21 protein-coding genes and 1 pseudogene are annotated in these 23,918 nt (G+C 71.8%); 12 read left to right on the top strand and 10 right to left on the bottom strand.

What is annotated here, in order from left to right:
* Positions 1-374: 374 nt before the first annotated feature.
* Positions 375-1,343, bottom strand: a pseudogene (locus IF89_RS0124675) (ADP-ribosylglycohydrolase family protein); the annotation flags it as partial.
* A gap of 268 nt (positions 1,344-1,611) precedes the next feature.
* Between IF89_RS0124675 and IF89_RS0124670 the strand changes: the two are divergent.
* The 5 genes from IF89_RS0124670 (at position 1,612) to IF89_RS0124650 (ending at position 10,013) form a co-directional block, all read left to right on the top strand.
* Positions 1,612-2,343: a VIT1/CCC1 transporter family protein gene (locus tag IF89_RS0124670; RefSeq protein ID WP_030772128.1), complete on the top strand. Its 732-nt coding sequence runs from the start codon at positions 1,612-1,614 to the stop codon at positions 2,341-2,343.
* A 437-nt stretch (positions 2,344-2,780) separates the two neighbouring features.
* Positions 2,781-7,319: a glutamate synthase large subunit gene (gltB, locus tag IF89_RS0124665; RefSeq protein WP_030772125.1), complete on the top strand. Its 4,539-nt coding sequence runs from the start codon at positions 2,781-2,783 to the stop codon at positions 7,317-7,319.
* Positions 7,312-8,772 carry a glutamate synthase subunit beta gene (locus IF89_RS0124660; RefSeq protein ID WP_030772123.1) on the top strand — a complete coding sequence of 487 codons (1,461 nt, stop codon included), beginning with the start codon at positions 7,312-7,314 and terminating at the stop codon, positions 8,770-8,772. The genes gltB and IF89_RS0124660 overlap by 8 nt, the downstream gene beginning before the upstream one ends.
* Positions 8,773-8,988: 216 nt before the next feature.
* Positions 8,989-9,828: a helix-turn-helix domain-containing protein gene (locus IF89_RS0124655; protein WP_030772120.1), complete on the top strand. Its 840-nt coding sequence runs from the start codon at positions 8,989-8,991 to the stop codon at positions 9,826-9,828.
* Positions 9,813-10,013, top strand: a complete 201-nt coding sequence (locus IF89_RS0124650; protein WP_030772116.1) for a DUF397 domain-containing protein — start codon at positions 9,813-9,815, stop codon at positions 10,011-10,013. Before IF89_RS0124655 ends, IF89_RS0124650 begins: the two co-directional genes overlap by 16 nt.
* A 40-nt stretch (positions 10,014-10,053) precedes the next feature.
* Here the strand turns inward: IF89_RS0124650 and IF89_RS0124645 are convergent, their stop codons facing one another.
* From IF89_RS0124645 to IF89_RS0124625, 5 genes are all read right to left on the bottom strand, one after another.
* Positions 10,054-10,470 carry a hypothetical protein gene (locus IF89_RS0124645; RefSeq protein WP_051807544.1) on the bottom strand — a complete coding sequence of 139 codons (417 nt, stop codon included), beginning with the start codon at positions 10,468-10,470 and terminating at the stop codon, positions 10,054-10,056.
* An 86-nt stretch (positions 10,471-10,556) separates the two neighbouring features.
* Positions 10,557-11,279, bottom strand: coding sequence for a DUF4232 domain-containing protein (locus IF89_RS40950; protein ID WP_051807543.1), 723 nt, complete (start codon positions 11,277-11,279; stop codon positions 10,557-10,559).
* Positions 11,280-11,492: 213 nt separating this feature from the next.
* Complete coding sequence (locus tag IF89_RS0124635; protein ID WP_030772106.1) at positions 11,493-12,011, bottom strand: pyridoxamine 5'-phosphate oxidase family protein; 519 nt, start codon at positions 12,009-12,011, stop codon at positions 11,493-11,495.
* Positions 12,012-12,046: 35 nt separating this feature from the next.
* Positions 12,047-12,775, bottom strand: coding sequence for a VWA domain-containing protein (locus tag IF89_RS0124630; RefSeq protein WP_030772103.1), 729 nt, complete (start codon positions 12,773-12,775; stop codon positions 12,047-12,049).
* A gap of 34 nt (positions 12,776-12,809) precedes the next feature.
* Positions 12,810-14,213, bottom strand: a complete 1,404-nt coding sequence (locus tag IF89_RS0124625; RefSeq protein ID WP_030772101.1) for a US12 family protein — start codon at positions 14,211-14,213, stop codon at positions 12,810-12,812.
* Positions 14,214-14,391: 178 nt separating this feature from the next.
* Between IF89_RS0124625 and IF89_RS0124620 the strand changes: the two genes are divergently transcribed.
* Complete coding sequence (locus tag IF89_RS0124620; RefSeq protein ID WP_030026623.1) at positions 14,392-14,589, top strand: hypothetical protein; 198 nt, start codon at positions 14,392-14,394, stop codon at positions 14,587-14,589.
* Between the two features lie 153 nt (positions 14,590-14,742).
* Here the strand turns inward: IF89_RS0124620 and IF89_RS0124615 are convergent, their stop codons facing one another.
* On the bottom strand, positions 14,743-15,213 hold the full coding sequence (locus IF89_RS0124615) for a hypothetical protein (RefSeq protein ID WP_030772097.1): 471 nt from the start codon (positions 15,211-15,213) through the stop codon (positions 14,743-14,745).
* Positions 15,214-15,267: 54 nt separating this feature from the next.
* On the opposite strand from IF89_RS0124615, the gene IF89_RS0124610 reads away from it, so the two are divergent.
* Positions 15,268-16,038 carry a class I SAM-dependent methyltransferase gene (locus IF89_RS0124610; RefSeq protein ID WP_030772094.1) on the top strand — a complete coding sequence of 257 codons (771 nt, stop codon included), beginning with the start codon at positions 15,268-15,270 and terminating at the stop codon, positions 16,036-16,038.
* Here IF89_RS0124610 and IF89_RS0124605 read toward each other — a convergent pair.
* Complete coding sequence (locus tag IF89_RS0124605; protein WP_030772090.1) at positions 16,013-17,020, bottom strand: acyl-CoA dehydrogenase family protein; 1,008 nt, start codon at positions 17,018-17,020, stop codon at positions 16,013-16,015. The genes IF89_RS0124610 and IF89_RS0124605 overlap by 26 nt on opposite strands.
* Positions 17,020-18,165 (bottom strand): acyl-CoA dehydrogenase family protein, encoded by a 1,146-nt coding sequence (locus IF89_RS0124600; RefSeq protein ID WP_030772088.1) that lies wholly within the window; start codon positions 18,163-18,165, stop codon positions 17,020-17,022. Before IF89_RS0124600 ends, IF89_RS0124605 begins: the two co-directional genes overlap by 1 nt.
* Positions 18,166-18,251: 86 nt before the next feature.
* On the opposite strand from IF89_RS0124600, the gene IF89_RS0124595 reads away from it, so the two are divergent.
* The 3 genes from IF89_RS0124595 to IF89_RS0124585 are packed head-to-tail and all read left to right on the top strand — an operon-like array spanning position 18,252 to position 20,883.
* A complete protein-coding gene (locus IF89_RS0124595; protein WP_030772085.1) occupies positions 18,252-19,034 on the top strand; it encodes an SDR family oxidoreductase in 783 nt (260 codons plus the stop codon).
* Positions 19,035-19,049: 15 nt separating this feature from the next.
* On the top strand, positions 19,050-19,691 hold the full coding sequence (locus IF89_RS0124590) for a TetR/AcrR family transcriptional regulator (RefSeq protein WP_051807542.1): 642 nt from the start codon (positions 19,050-19,052) through the stop codon (positions 19,689-19,691).
* A gap of 34 nt (positions 19,692-19,725) precedes the next feature.
* Positions 19,726-20,883 carry an acetyl-CoA C-acetyltransferase gene (locus tag IF89_RS0124585; RefSeq protein WP_030772079.1) on the top strand — a complete coding sequence of 386 codons (1,158 nt, stop codon included), beginning with the start codon at positions 19,726-19,728 and terminating at the stop codon, positions 20,881-20,883.
* On the opposite strand, the gene IF89_RS0124580 is transcribed toward IF89_RS0124585, so the two are convergent.
* A complete protein-coding gene (locus IF89_RS0124580; protein WP_078628479.1) occupies positions 20,880-21,635 on the bottom strand; it encodes an SIMPL domain-containing protein in 756 nt (251 codons plus the stop codon). The genes IF89_RS0124585 and IF89_RS0124580 overlap by 4 nt on opposite strands.
* A gap of 232 nt (positions 21,636-21,867) precedes the next feature.
* On the opposite strand from IF89_RS0124580, the gene IF89_RS0124575 reads away from it, so the two are divergent.
* Both IF89_RS0124575 and IF89_RS0124570 read left to right on the top strand, forming a co-directional pair.
* Positions 21,868-22,071 carry a cold-shock protein gene (locus IF89_RS0124575; protein ID WP_030028954.1) on the top strand — a complete coding sequence of 68 codons (204 nt, stop codon included), beginning with the start codon at positions 21,868-21,870 and terminating at the stop codon, positions 22,069-22,071.
* Between the two features lie 101 nt (positions 22,072-22,172).
* A complete protein-coding gene (locus tag IF89_RS0124570) occupies positions 22,173-23,858 on the top strand; it encodes a DEAD/DEAH box helicase (RefSeq protein WP_030772072.1) in 1,686 nt (561 codons plus the stop codon).
* Positions 23,859-23,918 lie beyond the last annotated feature (60 nt).

Raw genomic sequence — 23,918 nt, 5'->3', positions numbered from 1 at the left:
GAGACCCTCGGGGCCGACCGGCGCCAGGGCGCCGCCCGCTCCCGCCGGGAGTTCCACCGGTACGAACCGCGGCCGTGCCCCCGCCCCGGAGGCGTGCCCGAGCCCGGCCGCGCGTTCCGCCGGTACCAGGCCGTGGCCCTCCGGTACGGGCCCGGGCCGGTCGGGGGCGGAGACGGCCGGGCACGGCGGGAGTTCCGTCGGCAGGGCCACCTGCAGGGCCTCCGGGCCCGCCGGTACGGGGAGCGGCTGTGGGCGGGGCTCCGGAGCCCGGTCCTGGGAGGCACCCGCGGTGGCCGGAGGGCCCGGGTGGGGGAGGCCGGCGCCGGGCGGGACGGCTTCGTCGGGGGTGCGCAGGGTCATCGGGCGGCCTCGTATTCCGGGGTGAGGAGGTCCGCGATGTCCAGGACGTGGTAGCCCCGCATCGACGGGAGGCAGCTGCCGCGGACCGGGCCGATCGCCGAGCCCCAGGCGGCCGGGATGGCCGCGGCGCCCGCCATGGCACCGGCCAGGGCGCCCGCCACCGCGGCCGTGGTGTCCGCGTCGCGGCCCATGTTCACGGCGGTGAGCACCGAGGAGGGGAAGTCGCCCCGGCAGGCGGCGAACGCGCCGAAGGCCAGGCCCACCGCCTCCGGCGCCAGGTCCGTCCACGGGTAGCCGCCGATGACAACGGCCGAGCGCACCGCCCGTTCTCCGCGCGGGGCGGCGGTGACCGCCCGGCGCAGGGAGCGGGCCGTCCACGAGTCGGACGGGATCACCGAGAGGGCGGCGGAGACGACCGACGCCGGGCTGCCGCCCGCCATGGCCGCCGCCACGCCCGCGGCCACCGCCTGACCGCCGTAGATGCCCTCGCCGTCGTGGCTGACCGTGCCGTCGATGGCCACCAGTCGCGCCGCCTCGGCGGGCCGGCCCGCCGCGAACACGCCGAACGGCGCCGCCCGCATGGCCAGCCCGTCCGACCAGGCGTGCCGGTGCTGGGCGGAGATCGGCGCCGCCAGGCCCCGCCGGAGGTTCTCCAGCGTGCCGCGCTCCGAGAAGCCGGCGCCCCGGAACGGGCCCTCGTCGAGGTCGGCGATCCAGTGGTGCCAGGCCCGTTCGACGTGGGCGACGGTCAGCGCCGAGCCGTGGCGGGCCAGCAGCAGCCCGGAGAAGATCGCGTACTCGGTGTCGTCCGTGCCCGCCGGGTCGTCCGTCACGAAGCCCTCGATGCGGCCCCATTTCGCACGGATCTCCGACGGCTTCATGTTCTCCGCGGGAGCGCCGAGCGCGTCGCCGACCGCGAGCCCCAGAAGAGCGCCCCTGGCCCGTTCGAGGAGGACCTGCGGATTGCATGCGATCAGCTTCACCGGCTCCATGGCGCGCCTCTCCCACTTGGATGGGGCTCATCATGACCCCTTGGGGGATTTGTGCCATGTCATACGGTTTGTCGCGCGCCGCGAAACACCCCGGGAACACCGGCGTCACCCGGTCGCCGACCCGCAAAACCGCAGGTAAGTACGGCCTTCCTTGCTGGCGGGCGGAAAAAATCGTGCGTAGTTTCGAGGTGTTCAGGGGGAGCAGGGCGCGTCATCGCGCCCGTTCGCACCAATGGGGAGAAAAGGGGAGAAACTCCATATGTCCATCATCGACATCGAAGCACCGCTGCACACCGCCCACCGCGACAACCACACGCACCGCGACGTCAATGGTGGATGGCTGCGGCCGGCCGTCTTCGGTGCGATGGACGGCCTCGTCTCGAACCTGGCCCTCATGACCGGCGTGGCGGGCGGGGCCGTCGCCCCGCAGACCGTCGTGATCACCGGCCTCGCCGGCCTCGCCGCCGGAGCCTTCTCGATGGCCGCGGGCGAGTACACCTCCGTCGCCTCGCAGCGCGAGCTGGTCCTCGCCGAACTCGACATCGAGCGGCAGCAGCTGCGCAAGCACCCCGTCGACGAGATGGAGGAGCTGGCCGAGCTCTATGTCTCGCGCGGTGTCGAACCGGCACTCGCCCGCGAGGTCGCCATGCAGCTGTCCCGCGACCCCGAGCAGGCCCTGGAGATCCACGCCCGCGAGGAGCTCGGCATCGACCCCGACGACCTGCCGTCGCCGCTCGTCGCCGCCGCCTCCTCCTTCGGCTCCTTCGCGCTGGGCGCCCTGCTCCCCGTCCTGCCCTACCTGCTCGGCGCCACGGCCCTGTGGCCGGCGGTGCTCCTCGCCCTGGCCGGGCTCTTCGCCTGCGGCGCGGTCGTCGCCCGGGTCACCGCCCGGTCGTGGTGGTACAGCGGTCTGCGCCAGCTCCTGCTCGGCGGCGCGGCGGCCGGTGTGACGTACGTCCTGGGAAGCTGGATCGGTGCAGCCATAGGCTGACCGCCGCTGGAGTGAGACACTATGCAGGACGCAACATAAGTAGTCCGTTACCCGGCGGTTTCGATCCTGTGTCCGCCGGGCATTACTCCAGGACTCCGGGCGGGCAATGATGCCCGCCCTGTTCAGGGACCTCCGCCCCCCGCGCTGCGCGCGATCCGTCGGGAGCCGCCGGGACCGCCCCGCGCGCCCCGCCGAGCCCGCCGATCCGCCCGCAGAGCGCCGCGGGAGTCCCCTCTTCCTGCCTCGCGCAGTGTCCGCATGCTGGAATGGCATATCCGCTTCTCGGGATTGTCGTCATCATGTAATCTGCACGAAATTTCTCGCAGAGGGCCAACGTCGTCCCTCGGCTATGCACATATGCCACGACGACGACGGGAGAGCCGATGCGTTCCGCATCCACGCACTCCGCGACCGGCCTGAACACCGCCTGGTCGCCCATGGACGGTCGCCCCGCCCAGCAGGGCATGTACGACCCGCGCAACGAGAAGGACGCCTGCGGCGTCGGATTCGTGGCGAACCTCACCGGCGAGGCCACCCACACCCTCGTCGAGCAGGCCCTGACCGTCCTGCGGAACCTCGAGCACCGTGGCGCCACCGGCTCCGAGCCGGACTCCGGCGACGGCGCGGGAATCCTGTCCCAGGTACCGGACGCCTTCCTGCGCGAGGTCGCCGGATTCGAGCTCCCCGAGGCCGGCGCATACGCCGTCGGCATCGCCTTCCTCCCCGCCGACGGCACCGCACAGGCCGTCGCCGCGGAGCAGATCGAGGCCATCGCCGCCGAGGAGGGCCTCACGGTCCTCGGCTGGCGCGAGGTCCCCGTCACCCCCGACCTGCTCGGCAACGGCGCCCGCGCCACCATGCCCGCCTTCCGGCAGCTCTTCGTCAGCAACGGGACGACCGGCATCGAGCTGGACCGCAAGGCGTTCGTGCTGCGCAAGCGCGCCGAGCGCGAGGCCGGCGTGTACTTCCCGTCGCTCTCCGCCCGCACCATCGTCTACAAGGGCATGCTGACCACCGGCCAGCTGGAGCCCTTCTTCCCGGACCTCTCCGACCGCCGCTTCGCCTCGGCGCTCGCCCTGGTCCACTCCCGGTTCTCCACCAACACCTTCCCGTCGTGGCCGCTCGCCCACCCGTACCGCTTCGTCGCACACAACGGCGAGATCAACACGGTCAAGGGCAACCGGAACTGGATGAAGGCCCGCGAGTCCCAGCTCGCGTCGACCGCCTTCGGTGAGGGCGCGCTCGACCGGATCTTCCCGATCTGCACCCCGGACGCCTCCGACTCGGCCTCCTTCGACGAGGTCCTGGAGCTGCTCCACCTCGGTGGCCGGTCGCTGCCGCACAGCGTGCTGATGATGATCCCGGAGGCGTGGGAGAACCACACCTCCATGGACCCGGCCCGCCGCGCGTTCTACCAGTACCACTCCACGCTGATGGAGCCCTGGGACGGCCCGGCCTGCGTCACCTTCACCGACGGCACCCAGGTCGGCGCGGTCCTCGACCGCAACGGCCTGCGCCCCGGCCGCTACTGGGTCACCGACGACGGCCTCGTCGTCCTCGGCTCCGAGGTCGGCGTCCTCGACATCGACCCGGCCAAGGTCGTCCGCAAGGGCCGCCTGCAGCCCGGCCGGATGTTCCTCGTCGACACCGCCCAGAAGCGGATCGTCGAGGACGACGAGATCAAGAACGAACTCGCCTCCGCCGCCCCGTACGCCGAATGGCTGGAGACCGGCGAGATCGAGCTGACGGACCTGCCCGAGCGCGAGCACATCGTGCACACCCACGCCTCGGTCACCCGCCGCCAGCAGACCTTCGGCTACACCGAGGAAGAGCTGCGCGTCATCCTCGCGCCGATGGCCCGTACCGGCGGCGAGCCCCTCGGCTCCATGGGCACCGACTCCCCGATCGCGGCCCTGTCCGAGCGGCCCCGGCTGCTCTTCGACTACTTCACCCAGCTCTTCGCGCAGGTCACCAACCCGCCGCTGGACGCCATCCGCGAGGAGCTCGTCACCTCGCTGCTGTCCTCGATCGGCCCCCAGTCCAACCTGCTGGAGCCGACCGCCGCGTCCTGCCGCAGCGTCACCCTGCCCTTCCCGGTGATCGACAACGACGAGCTGGCCAAGCTCATCCACATCAACGCCGACGGCGACATGCCGGGCATGAAGGCCGCCACGCTCTCCGGCCTCTACCGGGTCTCCGGCGGCGGCGAGGCGCTCGCCGCACGCATCGAGGAGATCCGCGCCGAGGCCGACGCGGCCATCGCCAACGGCGCCCGCCTGATCGTCCTCTCGGACCGCCACTCCGACGCCGAGCACGCGCCCATCCCGTCGCTGCTACTCACCGCCGCCGTGCACCACCACCTCATCGCCACCAAGCAGCGCACCCAGGTGGGCCTGCTCGTCGAGGCCGGCGACGTCCGCGAGGTCCACCACGTCGCCCTCCTCATCGGCTACGGCGCCGCCGCGGTCAACCCGTACCTCGCCATGGAGTCCGTCGAGGACCTGCTGCGCGCCGGCACGTTCATCGAGGGCATCGAGCCCGAGCAGGCCATCAGGAACCTGATCCACGCGCTGGGCAAGGGCGTCCTGAAGGTCATGTCCAAGATGGGCATCTCCACCGTCGCCTCCTACCGCGGCGCCCAGGTCTTCGAGGCCGTCGGCCTGAACGACGAGTTCGTCGAGACCTACTTCCACGGCACCGCCACCAAGATCGGCGGCGCCGGCCTGGACGTCATCGCCAAGGAGGTGGCCGCCCGCCACGCCAAGGCGTACCCGGTCTCCGGCGTCGCCGCCACGCACCGCGCGCTGGAGATCGGCGGCGAGTACCAGTGGCGCCGCGAGGGCGAGCCGCACCTGTTCGACCCGGAGACGGTCTTCCGCCTCCAGCACGCCACCCGCAACCGCCGGTACGACATCTTCCGGCAGTACACGGACCGCGTGAACGAGCAGTCCGAGCGCCTCATGACGCTCCGCGGCCTCTTCGGCTTCAAGTCCGACCGCCCCTCGATCTCCATCGACGAGGTCGAGCCGGTCTCCGAGATCGTCAAGCGCTTCTCCACCGGCGCCATGTCGTACGGCTCCATCTCCAAGGAGGCGCACGAGACCCTCGCCATCGCCATGAACCAGTTGGGCGCCAAGTCCAACACCGGTGAGGGCGGCGAGGACCCGGAGCGCCTGTACGACCCGGCCCGCCGCTCCTCCATCAAGCAGGTCGCCTCCGGCCGCTTCGGTGTCACCAGCGAGTACCTCGTCAACGCGGACGACATCCAGATCAAGATGGCGCAGGGCGCCAAGCCCGGCGAGGGCGGCCAGCTGCCCGGCCACAAGGTCTACCCGTGGGTCGCCAAGACGCGTCACTCGACGCCCGGCGTCGGCCTCATCTCCCCGCCGCCGCACCACGACATCTACTCCATCGAGGACCTGGCCCAGCTGATCCACGACCTCAAGAACGCCAACCCGGTCGCCCGCATCCACGTGAAGCTGGTCTCCGAGGTCGGTGTCGGCACGGTCGCGGCCGGTGTGTCCAAGGCCCACGCGGACGTCGTCCTGATCTCCGGCCACGACGGCGGTACGGGCGCCTCCCCGCTCACCTCCCTCAAGCACGCGGGCGGCCCCTGGGAGCTCGGCCTCGCCGAGACCCAGCAGACCCTGCTGCTCAACGGCCTGCGCGACCGCATCGTCGTCCAGACCGACGGCCAGCTCAAGACCGGCCGCGACGTCGTCATCGCCGCGCTCCTCGGCGCCGAGGAGTTCGGCTTCGCGACCGCGCCGCTCGTCGTCTCCGGCTGCGTCATGATGCGCGTCTGCCACCTGGACACCTGCCCGGTCGGCATCGCCACCCAGAACCCGGTCCTGCGCGACCGGTTCTCCGGCAAGCCCGAATTCGTCGTGAACTTCTTCGAGTTCATCGCGGAGGAGGTGCGCGAGCTCCTCGCCGAGCTGGGCTTCCGCACCATCGAGGAGGCCGTCGGCCACGCCGAACTGCTGGACACCACCAAGGCCGTCTCGCACTGGAAGGCTCAGGGCCTCGACCTGGAGCCGCTCTTCTACGTGCCCGAGCTGCCCGAGGGCGCGGTCCGCCACGCCCTGATCGAGCAGGACCACGGGCTGGAGAAGGCCCTCGACAACGAGCTGATCGAGCTCGCGGCCGACGCGCTGAACGCCGAGACCGCCGAGGCCGCCCAGCCGGTCCGCGCGCAGGTCGCCATCCGGAACATCAACCGGACCGTCGGCACGATGCTCGGCCACCACGTCACCAAGAAGTTCGGCGGTGCGGGCCTGCCCGACAACACCATCGACCTCACCTTCACGGGCTCGGCCGGCCAGTCCTTCGGCGCCTTCGTCCCGAAGGGCATCACCCTGCGCCTGGAGGGCGACGCCAACGACTACGTCGGCAAGGGCCTCTCCGGCGGCCGCATCGTGGTCCGTCCGGACCGCGCCGCCGACCACCTCGCCGAGTACTCCACCATCGCCGGCAACACCATCGGCTACGGAGCCACCGGCGGCGAGATGTTCCTGCGCGGCCGCACCGGCGAGCGCTTCTGCGTCCGCAACTCCGGCGCCCTGGTCGTCTCCGAGGGCGTGGGCGACCACGGCTGCGAGTACATGACCGGCGGCACGGCGGTCGTCCTGGGCGAGACGGGCCGCAACTTCGCGGCCGGCATGTCGGGTGGCGTCGCGTACGTCATCGACCTCGACCCGGACAACGTCAACGTCGGCAACGCGGGCGCCGTCGAGGCCCTCTCCGACACCGACAAGCAGTGGCTGCACGATGTGGTGCGCCGCCACGAGGAGGAGACCGGCTCGACCGTGGCCGCGAAGCTCCTGGCTGACTGGTCCACCGCGGTGGACCGCTTCAGCAAGATCATCCCGACCACGTACAAGGCAGTGCTCGCCGCCAAGGACGCCGCTGAGCTCGCCGGACTCTCGGAATCCGAGACCACGGAGAAGATGATGGAGGCGGCGACCCATGGCTGACCCGAAGGGCTTCCTCACCACCACGCGCGAGACCGCCTGCTCCCGTCCCGTCGCCGAGCGGCTGAAGGACTGGAACGAGGTCTACGTCCCCGGCTCGCTGTTGCCGATCATCAGCAAGCAGGCCGGCCGCTGCATGGACTGCGGCATCCCGTTCTGCCACAACGGCTGCCCGCTCGGGAACCTGATCCCCGAGTGGAACGACTACGCCTACCGCGACGACTGGGCGGCGGCGTCGGAGCGGCTGCACGCGACGAACAACTTCCCGGAGTTCACGGGCCGCCTGTGCCCGGCCCCGTGCGAGTCCGCGTGCGTGCTCGGCATCAACCAGCCGGCCGTCACCATCAAGAACGTCGAGGTCTCGATCATCGACAAGGCGTGGGACAACGGGGACGTCACCCCGCAGGCCCCCGAGCGCCTGTCCGGCAAGACCGTCGCCGTGATCGGCTCCGGCCCGGCCGGCCTGGCCGCCGCCCAGCAGCTGACCCGGGCCGGCCACACCGTGGTCGTGTACGAGCGCGCGGACCGCATCGGCGGCCTGCTGCGCTACGGCATCCCCGAGTTCAAGATGGAGAAGGTGCACATCAACCGCCGCATCGAGCAGATGCGCGCGGAGGGCACCAAGTTCCGCACCGGCGTCGAGGTCGGCCGCGACATCACGGCCACCGACCTGCGCAAGCGGTTCGACGCGGTGGTCGTCGCGGCCGGCGCCACCGTCTCCCGCGACCTGCCGGTCCCGGGCCGCGATCTCAAGGGCATCCACTTCGCGATGGAGTACCTGCCGCTCGCGAACAAGGTGCAGGAGGGCGACTTCCTGGCTCCGCCGATCACCGCCGAGGGCAAGCACGTCGTCGTCATCGGCGGCGGCGACACCGGCGCGGACTGCGTGGGCACCGCCCACCGCCAGGGCGCGGCCTCGGTCACGCAGCTGGAGATCATGCCGAAGCCGGGCGAGGAGCGGAACGCCAACCAGCCGTGGCCGACCTTCCCCATGCTCTACAAGGTCACCTCGGCCCACGAGGAGGGCGGCGAGCGGGTCTACTCCGTCTCCACCACCCACTTCGAGGGCGACGAGGACGGCAACGTCCAGGCGCTGCACCTGGTCGAGGTCGAGTTCGTCGAGGGCAAGCTCGTCCAGAAGCCCGGCACCGAGCGCGTCCTCCCCGCGCAGCTGGTGACCCTGGCGATGGGCTTCACGGGCACCGACCAGGCGAACGGCCTGGTCGAGCAGTTCGGCGTGGAGCTGGACGCCCGCGGCAACATCGACCGCGACGCCTCCTACGCGACCAACGTCGACGGCGTCTTCGTCGCCGGCGACGCCGGCCGCGGCCAGTCGCTGATCGTCTGGGCCATCGCGGAGGGCCGCTCGGCCGCCCGCGGCGTGGACCGCTACCTCACCGGCAGCAGCGCCCTCCCGTACCCGGTCAAGCCGACGGACCGCTCGCTGACCGTGTAGCCCGCCAGGCGCCCCCGCCTCGCGAAGGGCGGGACCCCTCATACGGTCCGTACAACGGCGTACGGAACACCCGGCACAGCGCCCGCCACGTCCCCGACCAGGGGTGGCGGGCGCTGTGGCGTTGTGTAGTCGTATGGATGCGTTCCGCTGCCGCGGTGCCTCGTGGAGGGCTACGCTTCTGGCCGCCAAGGGGCCGTAGAAGCGGGGAGTTGTTGCATGGCCAAGCCGAAGGGCGAGGGGGGCGCGGCGCAGACGCCGGAGGAGTTCGCCCGTGAGGAACTGCGGCGCCATCGGGAGGCCGCAGGCCTGACCCAGGCCGCGCTGGGCGAGCGGATCTTCGCCACCGGGTCCTACGTCGGGCAGATGGAGGGCGGCCAGCGCCGTCTGCGCCCCGAGATCGCGGTACTCATCGACCGCGAGCTGGGTACCGGGGACTACTTCTACCGGTTGGCGAAGGCGTTCAAGTCCAGGTACGTCGAGTACTTCGCTGCGGCGGCCGAGCTGGAGACCCGGGCCACGGCCATGTACGAGTACGGCTCCAGCCTGGTTCTGGGTCTTCTCCAGACGGAGGACTACCCGCGCGCGGTCATCCGGGGAGGCAATCCCACCGCGCCGGAGGAGTACGTCGAGTCCCTGGTCATGTCCCGCATGGAGCGCCAGCGCCTCCTCGACGATCCGGTGACCCCCGAACTCTGGTTCGTCCTGCACGAGGCGGTTCTGCGGACGCAGGTGGGAGGGCTCGCTGTCATGGCTGCCCAACTGCGGCACATCGCCGCCCGTGTCCGCGACAACAGGATCGTCGTACAGGTGGTCCCGTTTTCCGCCGGAGCCCAAGGCACTCTGGGGTCGCTGGTCAGCATCATGCAGTTCGTCGACGCGCCCGACGTGGTCTACACGGAAGGCCCCCGGGTTGGGCACCTGATCGACTACCCGGCCCTGGTCCAGCGCCACTGGAGGCTCTACGATCTTGCGAGGGCCGCTGCGCTCGCACCGGCGGCATCCTTGGCCTTGATCGAGTCGGTGGCGGAGGAGTACGCGAAATGCGCGCAGACCTGAACGGCCTGTCCTGGCGGACCTCCTCGTACTCCAACTCCGACGGCGCCAACTGTGTCGAAGTGTCCGACGGCCTCCCCGGCGCCGTCCCCGTCCGCGACAGCAAGCTGGCCGATACCGGTCCGGTGATCGTTTTCGCCGCCGCCCCGTGGGTGTCGTTCATCCGGGCCGTGCAGCATCGCCCCTGAGCGCCCGCCGGGAGGGGCGGGCGCCGCGGCGCCGGCGTGGTTACTCGGGCTGGGTGACCGTCGCGCCCCAGCGGGTGGTCGCGGTCGAGGTGGTCACCCACGCGGTGAATCCGCCGTGGAGACCGGTGCCGAGGGGGAGCGTGACGAGCGTCGGGTCCGTGCCGGGGCAGTCGACGGTGAACGGGGCCGGGTCGCGGTCGGGGTGCTCCTGGAGCCGGAACGACACCTCGATGCTGCCGCCGTCGGCGCAGCCGAACGTGATGAAGGTGTCCAGGCTGGAGGAGAGGCCACCCGAGACGAAGCCGCTGGAGCCGGCCTGGTCGGCGATCCAGATCAGGCCGTCGGGCCCCGGGTAGCCGATGACCTCGTCCGCCGCGGCGGCCTGGGCCGGCGCCGCCGCCAGCGTCAGGGCGAGTGCCGGTGCCAGGACCGCCAGGGCGGTGGTGCGCTTGTTCATGTCGTCCCCCAGGTTGTCGTACCGTCCGTCGGTCGGACGGGCACGACGCTACCCAGTGGCACCGACACCTGCCTGAGTACGCGTACTCAGCGGGTGAACAGGTGTGACGCCGCGTTCTCCGAGGTGCTCTGCCAGTACGTCACGCGCGCCTTGCCGTCCATGTACACGCCGCCGGAGGGCAGTTCGAGGAGCAATCCCTCGCCCGTGTCCTCCTGCGGCCTCTGACCGTGCGGGGCGAGTGCCAGGTCCGTCGTGAGCGTGCCCGCCTCCTTGCCGCCCTGCCGGGCGAGCAGGCCCGCGTAGGCCTCCTTGCCGGGCGCGAGGACCACCGGCGACGGGGGCTTGGTGTTCTCGAACACCGCCACCAGCCGCCCGTTCCCGTCCTTGACCCGCAGCACGGGGTAGGACGTCAGCACGCAGCTCTTCGGGCCCGTGTTCACCACGGTGAGCAGGAGCTTCGAGTCGTCCTTCACCGGCGGCACGGCCCACTCCACGGACACGCGGGCGTACTCGTCGGAGCAGTTGCCGTTCTTGCCCACCGGCTCGCCCTCCGCCTCTCCCGGCCGGGGCACGGGCGAGGTCGCCGAGGGGGCGGGAGCCCCGGGCGGGGTGGCCGAGGGGGCGGCCGGAGGAGCGCCGGAGGCGGCTCCCGGCGTGGACGCGGAGGGCTTCGGCGGCGCCGTGGCGCCCGCCTTGTCGTCGCCCGAGGGCCCGCAGGCCGTGGTCGTCGCGAGGAGCGCGGCGGCCGTCAGGCCCAGGAAGGCGAGTGTCCGGGTGCGTCCGGCTGACGTGCGGCAGGTGTGCATCATGATCCCCCGTGAAGCGGCTCTCGCCGGTGACCGGCCGAGTGACCCGACCGACCGGCTGACTTGGGTACGGTGCGGAGCTGGGCAGTGCGGTGCAGCAGTGCGGTGCGGTGTGGTCAGGATGCCCGGCGCAGCGGCGCATTCACACCACTCGGAGGATCGTTACGCCTCGCGCACAGGGATGCCATGCTTCCGTCATCCGGCCGCCCGCAGCCGTCATGCGGCACCCGGTGACGGGTCCTCACGCGGCGGTTCGTCGTCGTTGCCGCGGCGCAGGGTGCGCAGGCCGTGCTCCGGGAGCCAGGTCCGGATCACCAGGTCGTCGCCCTCGACGCCGGTGTGGACGACCTCCGTCAGGTCGGCGTAGAAGAGGTGGAACGGGTGCGGGGTCTCCGTCTCCTCCGCGTACCGGTGCAGCTCCGGCGGGTCCACGAGCTCCACCGCCCGCCCGGAGATCCGTACGTCCCCGTCCGGCATGGTCTCCCCCTCGCCCGGATTGGTGTGCAGGGCGAAGCGCGGGTCGCGCTGGAGGTCCCTCGCCTTCATCGAGCCGGCCATCATGCCGAGCCACAGCTCCCCGCCGCGGATGTCGACGTTCAGGCCGGTCACCCGCGGGGAGCCGTCCTTGCGCAGGGTGGCCAGGACGTGGTGCGGGTACTGCGCGAAGCGGGCCCGGACGGCCGCCGCGAACTCCGGTTCGGCCTTCTCGAAGACGGCCCAGCTCGTGTGCGTCATACGTCCATCAAAGCGCGGCCGCCGACGGGCGTGGGTCAGGCGCGCACGATGCCCGCACCGCGCGCCGCCGCCAGCCAGGCCGGGAACTCCCCGACGAGGCGGTCGTACAGTTCGCCGTCCGGTACGGCGCGCGGGTCCGGGCCCGCGTGGAAGTAGCCCGCGTTGTCCACGGGCCGTTTCGCCGGGACCGGCAGCTCGTCCAGCCGGCGCAGGAAGTCGAACTGCGTGCTGCGGGTGTTGCCGAAGCCCACGAACTGCCAGAACAGTGGCAGCCGGGCCGCCTTGCACAGGTACTTCTCGGCCGCGAGCTTGTTGATCGGGCCGCCGTCGGTCTGGAAGACGACGAGGCCGGGGGCCGTCGAGCCCGCGTCGAGGTAGTGGTCGATGACCGCGTCCATCGCCGCGTGGTAGGCGGTCTTGCCCATGTGGCCCAGGCGGGAGGCGATCTCGGTGACCCGGCCCTCGTGCCCCGGGAGGGAGATCTCCTCCACCGCGTCGACCTCCGTGGAGAAGAACACCACGGGCACGCGGCCGTCGTCGTCCAGATGCGCCGACAGTCCCAGCACCCGGTCCGCGAGGGCCTGCACGGTGCCGTCCTGGTAGTACGGGCGCATCGACCCGGAGTAGTCCAGGACCAGGTAGACGGCGGCGCGTCCGCCCTCCATGCCGTACTTGCGCAGGGAGATCCCGGCGCTCTTGTACAGGTTCACGAGGGCCGGGGCCGACTCCTCGACCTTGCGGAGGCTGATGGCGCTGCTCGTCATGCGGCGAGGGTATGCCGAAGGCCGCGGGCCCCGGTCACTTCGGGCGCTTGGCCTGGGCCTCCTTGAGGAGTTGCGCGTACGGCGTCTGGACCAGCGAGCCGCGTATGTGGGCGAGGCCGTACCGGTCGACTGCCTTCACCTGCGCCCAGGGCTGATCTATGTAGCTGGAGGCCTTCTTCTCGCCTGGACTCGCAACATCGACGTAGAGGGCCGGCAGGCGACGGTACAGCCACCAGACCGTCACGCGTTCCCGCCCGCGCGTCAGATTCAGGAGCTCGCTGCTCTGGGAGATGGTCGACTGGTATCTGAAGTATTCCTTCTTGTCCCTTATCGGGCCTGGCGGGTCGTCTTCCCTCCCCTCCTCCCTGAGTTTTCCTCGCCACTTCCCGTTGGCGAAACCGGTATCCAGCCTCATTCTGTCCTGCCGGAACGCGTAAGCCTCCACCCGGGCTGCAACCGCTTCATAGTCGACTTCCTCAGGGTTTTCGATCTCGGCGACAACGTCCGTCCAAATGTCTTCCCCCGGGTTCAACTCCCGCCCCGGCGGGTTGACCAGCTCTCCCGGCTTTATCAGTTTGTACGTGTCCTTCGGATCGCTGGCGAGCTTGACGTGGATCCAGTAGATGCTGCCCAGAACGTGGACCGGGACCTCGCCGGAGTTCTTGAGGTGCAGACGGACCCGCAGGTACATCTTCGTGCCTTCCCTGTTCAGGCTCGCCGTCCCGATCTCAGCCGTGCCCTGCATGAGCGGACGGGATATCGAGGGGAGGTAGATCTGGGTGTAGGCCAAGTTGGTGGTGACGAGGACGGTGGAGACGACGGCCCCGACCGCGATGCGGCCGGGATTGCGTAGCGCCTTCCAGACTCGCCGGCGACAGAGGAGCCAAACGGACCATGTGGCGCAGGCTGTGAGGGCTATCCAGAGCAGCAGGCACAGCACGTATGTCGACCTGGCCTCGTTGGCGAGGAACAGTGCGAGCAGTGTCGCGCCGACGAAGAACTCGACCAGCGCTCCGAGCAGAAGGGTCGGCCCGGAGTAGGGCATCTTTCGCTTGCGCCAATAGTCGAATCCGGCCGCGAAAGCGATCACTTCCACGATGGCCATGAGCAGGAAGATGAAGCCCGTCATCCGACCGGCGAAGGTGAGGGCGTCGAAAGAATCCTTCATCCCTATCCAGGTGCACATGGCTGCGGTCGCCAGGAAGCCGAGTGCCATGACGGCCCCGGTCGTGAGGCGCCCCCAGGTGTGAGCCGGCCACACACTGCTGTCTTCGCCCTGCCAATCGATGTCGCATTTGGGCGAAACCCCGGCGCGGCGCAGGACCTTCTGCAGTTCGCGGCGGTTCCAGACCCGGCCTCTGTTCTTGCCGTCGATCACGACCTTCCGCAGGCCGTCGTCGTCCGGCGGCCCTACGGCCACCTCGGGCTTGGTGTCCATGGCGTCAGCGTGCGCCCATTCCCGCGCGCACGCCGCTGGGAAGCGGGTCCGAGCAGCGATTCCCGTGCGACGGCGGGGGCGGAGCCTTCACTCGAATGGAGTAACAGGGTGCGCGCCTCGGCACGGTCCGGACCGAGAGTGGTGGCGACCGTGTCGCTCGTCCTTGTGGGAGGTTCGGATGCGTACACGACTGGTCGGGCTGATCGCCGCCGCCGTACTGGCCGCTCTCGGCGCCGGGCTCCCCGTCGCGCAGGCGGCCGTACCCGCGATCGGCGGGCAGATGTGCGTGGACGGCGGCGGCACCGTGGAGTACGAGTCCGTCAGGGGCTCGTGGATCTGCGTCGACGGGAAGTACGACGGCAAACCCATCGACTGAACCGGGCCCAGCGGGTCCATGCCGGGGCCGACCGGTCCCGCCGTCGGCGCACGGCTGACCGTCACGGCGTGCTCCTGCTGCTCCAGACCGCCCTTTTGCTCCGGATCTCCCTGCGCCGCTCCCGGAGCTGACGGCGCAGGGCCCCGCAGCCCCCTACTGCTTGATCTTGTACGAGCAGCCCTTGGCGTTCGTGACGCCGTCGCTCTCCGCGACCACCTTGCCGTCCACCTTGATGGTGCAGGGGGCCTGCTGGAGCTTGCCGTCGGCGCCCGTGATCGTGCCCGGAACCACGCTCACCAGGTAGCCCACCTTCTGCTCCGCGGCGGTGAGTTCGGCGGTGCCCGACTTCGACCACGGCAGCGTCTGCTGCTCGAAGCCGCTGCCGATGCCGCTGTACATGACGGCCGTCCTGCCCGTGCCGCCCACCTCCAGGACCACCTCGTGCTTCGCGCCACCACCGGCGGCCGGGGCCGGCGCGGGGTCCTGGCCCTTGTTCTGCGACGCCACAGGCTGCGGCTGCTGCTTCCCGCCCTCCGGGGCCGCCTTCGGCTCCGCGCCCCCGCAGCCGACGAGCAACAGCGCCGCCCCGGCGCACAGCGTCATGGCGGTGATGGTCCTGCGCATGTCCTGATACCTCTATCGTATCGCCTTGCACTACTGATCGAAAACAATGGACGCATGACCACACGCGCCCGTTCCTTCGACGCCGCAGCCGCTTCCTACGCCGCCCACCGGCCCGGCTACCCGCCGGCCCTCCTCGACGCCGTCGAGGAGCTCACCGGCCGACCCCTCGCCGGGGCGCGCGTGGCCGACATCGGCGCGGGCACCGGAATCGCCACCGCCCTGCTGCACCGGCGCGGAGCCGAGGTCGTCGCCGTGGAACCCGGGGACGGGATGGCCGTACAACTGCGCCGCACGCACCCCCGCATCCCGGTCCTGCGCGGCGACGGCAACCGGCTTCCCCTGTCCACCGGCGCCTTCGACCTCCTCACCTACGCCCAGGCCTGGCACTGGACCGACCCGGCCCACTCCGTCCCCGAAGCCCGCCGGGTGCTGCGCCCCGGCGGTGCGCTCGCCATCTGGTGGAACGACTCCGACACCACCGTCCCCTGGATCGCCGAACAGGAGGCCCGCCTGGCCGAGTTCTTCGAGGCGAAGGCGGACCCGGCCAAGGAAGCAGAACCGTCGCGGCAGCCGGGCCAGGGCAGTGGCTTCCGTACGCTGCCCCGCGGGCTCGGCGGCTTCGCCACCCGCTCCGTGCGCTGGTCCCGGCGCGTTCCGCTGGACGCGCACCTCGCCAACCTCGCCAGCCACTCCGCCTTCCTGATGCTGGGCGAGGCCGGCACCCGCGCGTACCTCGCCGCCGAACGGGATTTGCTGGCCCCGCACTTCCCCGACGGCACCGTCGAGGAGAGCTGCGTCGTCAGCCTCCACGTCGCCCGGGTGTGAAGGACCGCAGGACCTCCGCCCGGCAGGCCGACGGGGTGCCCCAGGCGTCCCGCAGGGGCCGCGCCTTGCGCAGCCACAGCGACAGGTCCAGCTCCTCGGTGTAGCCGACCGCGCCGTGGAGCTGGAGGGCCGTCATGGCCGCGCCGTACGCCGCCGCGCCGCAGCGCAGCTTCGCCGCCGCGACGTCGCCGGGGTCGAGCGACAGTGCGGCCGCCCACAGCAGGGGGCGGGCGAACTCCAGGGCCACCAGGGTGTCCGCCAGCCGGTGCTTGACCGCCTGGAAGGACCCGATCGGCACCCCGAACTGCGTACGCTGCTTCACGTATCCGACCGTCCGCTCCAGCAGGGCCTCGCCCACGCCCAGGCACTGGGCCGCCGTCAGCAGCCGGGCCCACAGCCCGGCCGCCTGCGCCGCCCGGGCCACCGCCGGTCCCGCCGCGAGCGGTTCACCCCCGGTGGGGACCGGGCGCGACAGCCGCCGGACCGGGTCCGTCGACCGCAGCGGCGCACCCGCGGCGGCCCGTCGCAGCCCGCCCGCCCCCGACACGGTGAAGCAGTACGCCGCCGCGTCCGCATCCAGCGCGTACGGACCGCCGCCGCTGCCCTCCGGCAGCGTGAGCGTTGCCCAGGCCCCACCCGCGGCCAGGACCGGCAGGAACCGCTTCGCCAGCGCCTCGTCCCCCAGCTCCGACAGCAGCACCGACACGGCGGCGCTCTCCACCACCGGCCCCGGCACGCCCGCCCGTCCCAGCTCCACGAACCCCAGCGACAGCTCCACCGGGAGCAGGCCGGCCCCCTCGTACGCCTCGGGCGCGGCCAGCGCGAACAGGCCCGTCCCGGCCAGCCGGGACCGCAGCGCGTCCCCCGGCCCGTACTCCCCGTCCGCCCAGGCCCGTGCGACCGCCGGGACCTGAGCCGACGCCAGCAGGGAGCGCAGCGCACGGGCGAAGTCGGACTGCTCCTCGGTCGGCAGGAAACGCATCAGCGGCGGCCCTTCGGGAGGCCGAGCAGCCGCTCGGCGATGATGTCGCGCTGGATCTCGTTCGTGCCGGCGTAGATCGGCCCGGCCAGCGAGAAGACCCACGGCTCGGCCCACTCCCCGTCCGCGAGCTCGGCGTCCGGGCCCAGCAGGTCGAGCGCCGTCTCGTGCAGGGCGATGTCGTACTCCGACCAGAACACCTTGTTCAGGCTCGACTCGGCGCCGACCGCGCGGCCTGCCGCGAACCGGGCGGCGCCGGCCCAGGTGAACAGCTCGTAGGCGCGCGCCCCGGCCACCGCGTCGGCCACCCGGTCGCGCAGCGCCGTGTCGGCCGGGTCCCCCTGCGCGCGCCACAGCGCGGCCAGCCGGTCCGCGGCGGCCAGGAACCGGCCGGGGGAGCGCAGGGTCAGGCCGCGCTCGTTGCCGGTGGTAGACATCGCGATCCGCCAGCCCTGCCCCGGCTCCCCGATCACGTCCTCGTCCGGCACGAAAACCTCGTCCAGGAACAGCTCCGCGAAGGCCGGCTTGCCGTCGAGACGGCCGATGGGCCGCACCGTGACCCCGGGCGCCCGCAGGTCGAACATCAGGTACGTCAGCCCCTGGTGCGGTTTCGGCGCGTCCGGGTCGGTGCGGAAGATGCCGAAGGCCCGGTCCGCGAAGGCCGCCCGCGAGGACCACGTCTTCTGTCCGGTCAGCAGCCAGCCGCCGTCCGTCCGCACCGCGCGCGACGTCAGCGAGGCCAGGTCGGAGCCGGCCTCCGGTTCCGACCAGGCCTGCGCCCACACGACGTCGCCGCTTGCCATCGGCGGGAGCACGCGCGCCCGCTGCTCGGGCGTCGCGTGGTCGAAGAGCGTGGGTGCGAGGAGGCTGATGCCGTTCTGGGAGACCCGGCCGGGCGCGCCCGCCGCCCAGTACTCCTCCTCGAAGACGAGCCACCGCGCGAGGTCCACGCCCCGGCCCCCGTACTCCTCGGGCCAGGACACCACCGACCAGCGGTCCGCGTGCAGCAGGGCCTCCCACTCGCGGTGCGCGGCGAAGCCCTCGCGCGTCTCCAGCGAGGGCAGGGGGAAAGGGGGTACGTGGTCGGCCAGCCAGGCGCGCGCCGCGGCCCGGAAGGCCGCCACCTGCGCCGTCTGGGTCAGGTCCATGGTGCCCGCCTCCTCGAACGCCGTACCTTCCCTAACAAGTGTTTGGTAGGTTAACGTACGGCCATGAGCAGCGTCGAGGAGTCGCCGTGAACGAGCCCCGCTACACCGCCGGCCACCACCTGCTGCACGACCGCACCGCCGTCGTCACCGCCGCCGCGGGCGCCGGCATCGGCGGCGCCACCGCCCGCCGCTTCCTGGAGGAGGGCGCCCGCGTCGTCATCGGCGACGCCCACGCCCGACGGCTGAAGGAGACCGAGGCGGCGCTCACCGCCGAGTTCGGAGCCGGCCGCGTCACCTCGCTGCCCTGCGACGTCACCGACGAGGACCAGGTCCGAGCCCTGTTCGCGCTGGCGGAGCAGACCCACGGCAGCCTCGACATCGTCGTCAACAACGCCGGACTCGGCGGCACCGCGACCCTCGTCGACATGACCGACGAACAGTGGACCCGCGTCCTCGACGTCACCCTGAACGGAACCTTCCGCTGCACGCGCGCCGCCCTGCGCTCCTTCAAGGCCTCCGGCACCGGCGGCGTCGTCGTCAACAACGCCTCCGTCGTCGGCTGGCGCGCCCAGACGGGCCAGGCCCACTACGCCGCGGCCAAGGCCGGCGTCATGGCGCTCACCCGCTGCGCCGCCCTGGAGGCGGCCGAGTTCGGCGTACGCGTCAACGCGGTCGCGCCGAGCCTGGCCATGCACCCCCACCTCGCCAAGGTCACCAGCGAGGAACTCCTGGCCGAGCTCACCTCCCGCGAGGCCTTCGGCCGGTACGCCGAGCCGTGGGAGGTCGCCAACGTCATCGTCTTCCTGGCCAGCGGCTACTCGTCCTACATGACCGGCGAGACGGTGTCCGTCAGCAGCCAGCACCCGTAGCCCGACAATGGACGCGTGCCCACGAACAAGCCCGCGGCCCCGCCCGCAGCCAAGAAGAAGCCGCAGGTGACGCCCTCGCCCGAGCGGCGCCGCGAACTCCTCGACACCGCCGCCGAAGTCTTCGCCGCCCAGGGCTACGACGCCACCACCGTCCGCAAGATCGCCGACGCCGCCGGGATGCTCGCCGGCAGCCTCTACTACCACTTCGATTCCAAGGAATCGATGCTCGACGAGATCCTCTCCGCCTTCCTCACCGAGCTCTGGGACGGGTACGACGCCGTCCTCGCCGCCGGACTCGGCCCCAGGGAGACCATCGAGGCCCTCGTCACCGAGTCCTTCCGCGAGATCGACCGCCACCGCGCCGCCGTCGCGATCTACCAGAAGGAGGCCCGCACCCTCTCCGCCCAGCCCCGCTTCCACTACCTGTCCGACTCGCAGCAGAAGTTCGAGAAGGCCTGGCTCGGCACCCTGGAACGCGGGGTCGCCGCCCAGGTCTTCCGCGCCGACCTCGACATCCGCCTCACCTACCGCTTCGTGCGCGACACGGTGTGGGTGGCGGCGTCCTGGTACCGGCCGGGCGGACAGCACAGCCCCGACGAGATCGCCCGCCAGTACCTGTCGATGGTCCTGGACGGGATCGCCCTGCGCCCCGCCTGACAGCCCCGACCGTCCGACCGCCCGAGGAGTCCCCATGCCCGAGGCCTACATAGTCGACGCCGTACGCACCCCCGTGGGCCGGCGCGGAGGCGGCCTGTCCGCCGTCCACCCGGCCGACCTCGGCGCGCACGTCCTCAAGGAACTCCTCGCCCGGTCCGGCGTCGACCCGGCCGCCGTGGAGGACGTGGTCTTCGGCTGCCTCGACACGGTCGGCCCGCAGGCCGGGGACATCGCACGCACCGCATGGCTCGCCGCCGGCCTGCCCGAGGAGGTCCCCGGCGTCACCGTCGACCGCCAGTGCGGCTCCTCCCAGCAGGCCGTGCACTTCGCCGCGCAGGGCGTGCTCTCCGGCACCCAGGACCTCGTCGTCGCCGGCGGCACCCAGAACATGTCCATGATCCCCATCGCGTTCGCCTCACGGCAGGCGGCCGAACCGCTCGGGTTCACGCAAGGCCCCTACGCCGGATCGGAGGGCTGGCGCGCCCGCTACGCGGACGCCCCCGTCAACCAGTTCCACGGCGCCCAGCTGATCGCGCAGAAGTGGGGGATATCGCGCCGCGCCATGGAGGAGTTCGCGCTGCGCTCCCACCAGCGGGCCGTACGCGCGATCGACGAGGGCCGCTTCGCCCGCGAGAGCGTGCCCTACGGGGACGTGGCCGTGGACGAGGGGCCGCGCCGGGACACCAGCCTGGAGAAGATGGCCGCCCTGAAGCCGGTCGTCGAGGGCGGCACCCTCACCGCCGCCGTCTCCTCCCAGGTCTCCGACGGCGCGGCGGCCATGCTCCTCGCCTCCGACCGGGCGGTGCGCGAACACGGCCTGCGGCCGCGCGCCCGCATCCACCACCTGTCCGTCCGCGGCGAGGACCCCATCCGCATGCTGTCCGCACCCATCCCGGCGACGGCCTACGCGCTCAAGAAGACCGGCATGGCACTGGCCGACATCGACCTGGTCGAGATCAACGAGGCGTTCGCCCCGGTGGTGCTCGCCTGGCTGAAGGAGACCGGCGCCGACCCCGAACGCGTCAACGTCAACGGCGGCGCCATCAGCCTGGGCCACCCCCTGGGCGCGACCGGCGTCAGGCTGATGACGACCCTCCTGCACGAACTGGAACGCACCGGCGGCCGCTACGGCCTGCAGACGATGTGCGAGGGCGGCGGCCAGGCCAACGTGACGATCATCGAACGCCTCTAGACGGTGTCCTCCGGGTCGGTGCCCCCCTGGCCGGTGTCCTCCGGGGCGCCGGCCCCCGGGTCGTCATCCCCCCGGTCGGCGTCCTCGGAGTCGGCGTCCTGCGCGGTGGCACTGCCGGCGGGCGCAAGGGCGAAGCCGAGGAGGACCGCGGCGTCCACGCGCACCGAGCCCGGCGAGAGGGTGCCTTCGTACTCGTGGTCCGCGCGGCTCGCGCTGCGGCCGTGCCCGCCGACCGACTCCGGGTTCACGTCCTGGATGTGGATCACCGCCCCCAGGTCGACCCCGCAGGCCTCCGCGTAGACCTCGGCCTTGCGCCGAGCGGCCTCGACCGCCCGGCGGCGCGCCTCGTCCCGCATCGCCGGCTTGTCCCGGACCTCGAAGCGCACGTCGTCGACGCGGTTGGCGCCGGCCGTGACGGCGTCCTCGATCAGCAGCTCGATCCGGTCGAGCGCCTCGGTCTGCACCGTGTACTTCGCCTCGCAGCTGTAGCCGAGGAAGGTGCGCTCCGCGCCGTAACCGCTGTACTGGGAGGTGAGGCGCAGCCGGGAGCCCGAGACGTCCGCATCCGGTATGCCGTGCTCCCGCAGGGTCTCCCGCAGCCGCGCCACCGCCGCCCCCGCCTCGGCGAAGGCCACCTTCGGCGTCGGGGCGACGAGGTCGACCGCCAGGTCCACGAGGGCGAGACGGGGTTCGGCGGACACGCTGCCCGCGCCGAGCACACTGAGCCCCCAGGGCTCTCTGATCGCTGCCATCCCATGATCAAACCAGGCGCCGGAGCCCGCCACCAGGGCTTTGCGACACCACGGCAGCACACGTCACACCCGCCCCGTCGACACCACGGGCCGGAGGTGTGCTAGCTTAGTCACCGTTGCAGTTGTGGTACCCATGAAACTATGTGCGCCTGACGGGAATGTCCTCAGGCGCTTTTATTGTTTTTACCGGGATCTCCGGATGGGGCCCTTGCCGCCTATTCAGGAGATTCAAATGGCACTTGGCACCGTGAAGTGGTTCAACTCGGAAAAGGGCTTCGGCTTCATCGAGCAGGACGGCGGCGGTCCGGACGTCTTCGCCCACTACTCGAACATCGCCACCCAGGGCTTCCGTGAGCTCACCGAGGGCCAGCGTGTGTCCTTCGACGTGACGCAGGGCCAGAAGGGCCCCCAGGCGGAGAACATCATCCCCGCCTAATTCCTTCAGCATGCCGGGGTCCGCGCCGCGAGGTGCGGACCCCGGCTTGTCTGCTGTCTCCACCTTTGTTTCACCTGCCGGTTTCAGGAGGGCTTTCTCGCATGACCAGCTCCAGCTCCGCACGACCCAGCCGCCGCCCCGCACGGGGACGAGGAGCGGCCCAGGGGCGTCCGAAGGCTGGCGCGGGACGCCAGAAGTCCGCCCCGCCCGCCCCCCGGCCCCAGGAATTCACCATGCCCGAGCCGACCGTGCCGGCGCTGCCGCCGATCGCCGCGTTCGAGGACATGGACATGCCCGAGGCGCTGCTGAAGACCCTCGCCGCCCAGGGCGTCACCGAGCCCTTCCCCATCCAGGCAGCGACCCTGCCGAACTCCCTGGCCGGCCGGGACCTCCTCGGCCGCGGCCGCACCGGCTCCGGCAAGACGCTCGCCTTCGGCCTGGCGCTGCTGGCCCGCACCGCCGGCCGCCGCGCGCAGCCGAAGGCGCCGCTCGCGATGGTCCTCGTACCGACCCGCGAGCTCGCGCAGCAGGTGACCGACTCGCTGGCCCCGTACGCCACGGCCGTCAACCTGCGCATCGCCACCGTCGTCGGCGGCATGTCGATCAACCGCCAGTCGGGCGCCCTGCGCCGCGGCGCCGAGGTGCTGGTCGCCACTCCCGGCCGGCTCAAGGACCTCATCGACCGCGGTGACGCGGACCTGTCGCAGGTGTCGATCACCGTGCTCGACGAGGCCGACCAGATGACCGACATGGGCTTCATGCCGCAGGTGACCGCGCTGCTCAAGCAGGTGGAGGCCGGCGGCCAGACCATGCTCTTCTCGGCGACCCTCGACAAGAACATCGACAAGCTCGTCAAGATGTTCCTGACCGACCCGGTCGGCCACTCCGTGGACCCGTCGGCCGGCGCGGTCACCACCATGGAGCACCACGTCCTGTACGTCATGGACGAGACCGACAAGAAGGCCGTGGCGACGCGCATAGCTGCTCGCGACGGCCGGGTGATCATGTTCGTGGACACCAAGCGCGGCGTGGACCGCATGGTCAAGAAGCTCCTCGCCGACGGCGTGCGCGCCTCCGGCCTGCACGGCGGCCGCTCCCAGCCGCAGCGCAACCGCACCCTCGACTGGTTCAAGACCGGCGAGGTCACCGCGCTGATCGCGACGAACGTGGCGGCGCGCGGCATCCACATCGACGACCTCGACCTCGTCGTCAACATCGACCCGCCGACCGATCACAAGGACTACTTGCACCGCGGCGGTCGTACCGCCCGGGCCGGCGAGTCCGGCAGCGTCGTCACGCTGGTCCTGCCCGACCAGAAGCGGGACATGACCCGGCTGATGTCGGACGCGGGGATCTCCCCGCGCACCGCGCAGATCAAGTCCTCCGACGAGGAACTGGCCCGGCTGACCGGCGCCCGGGAACCCTCGGGCATCCCGGTGGTGCTGGAGGTCCCGCAGCAGCCCGCGCCGAAGGCGCGCAGCGGCTCGGGCTCCGGTTCCGGCTCGCGTCGCCGCTCGGGCGGCGGGCGCGGCGGTTCCGCCACCGGCGCAGCCCCGGCGGCCGGCGGCCGCAGCCGCCGTTCCGGCGGCGGCTCCGGGCAGGCCCCGGCCGCCTCCGGCGCGGGCCAGGCCCGTCGCGGCGGCCAGAACGGGCAGGGCGGCTCGGCCGGCACATCCGGCGAGCGCGGCCGGCGCACGGCGGGCGGCTCCGGCGGCGGCGCCGCGGCGGCCTCCGCCCGCAGCCGTGTCGGCACGGCCGCCGGCCAGGGCCGCCGCCGCACGGTCTGACCCGCACGGACGACGACACCGTCCGAGCGCACGGTCGACTGCGGTCCGACCCGCTCCGAC

The organism is Streptomyces sp. NRRL F-2664, from assembly GCF_000719345.1.
In the GTDB taxonomy this organism is placed as follows: Bacteria; Actinomycetota; Actinomycetes; order Streptomycetales; family Streptomycetaceae; genus Streptomyces.
Note: the sequence above shows the minus strand (reverse complement) of the source record. Positions and strands in the feature narration are given on the sequence as shown.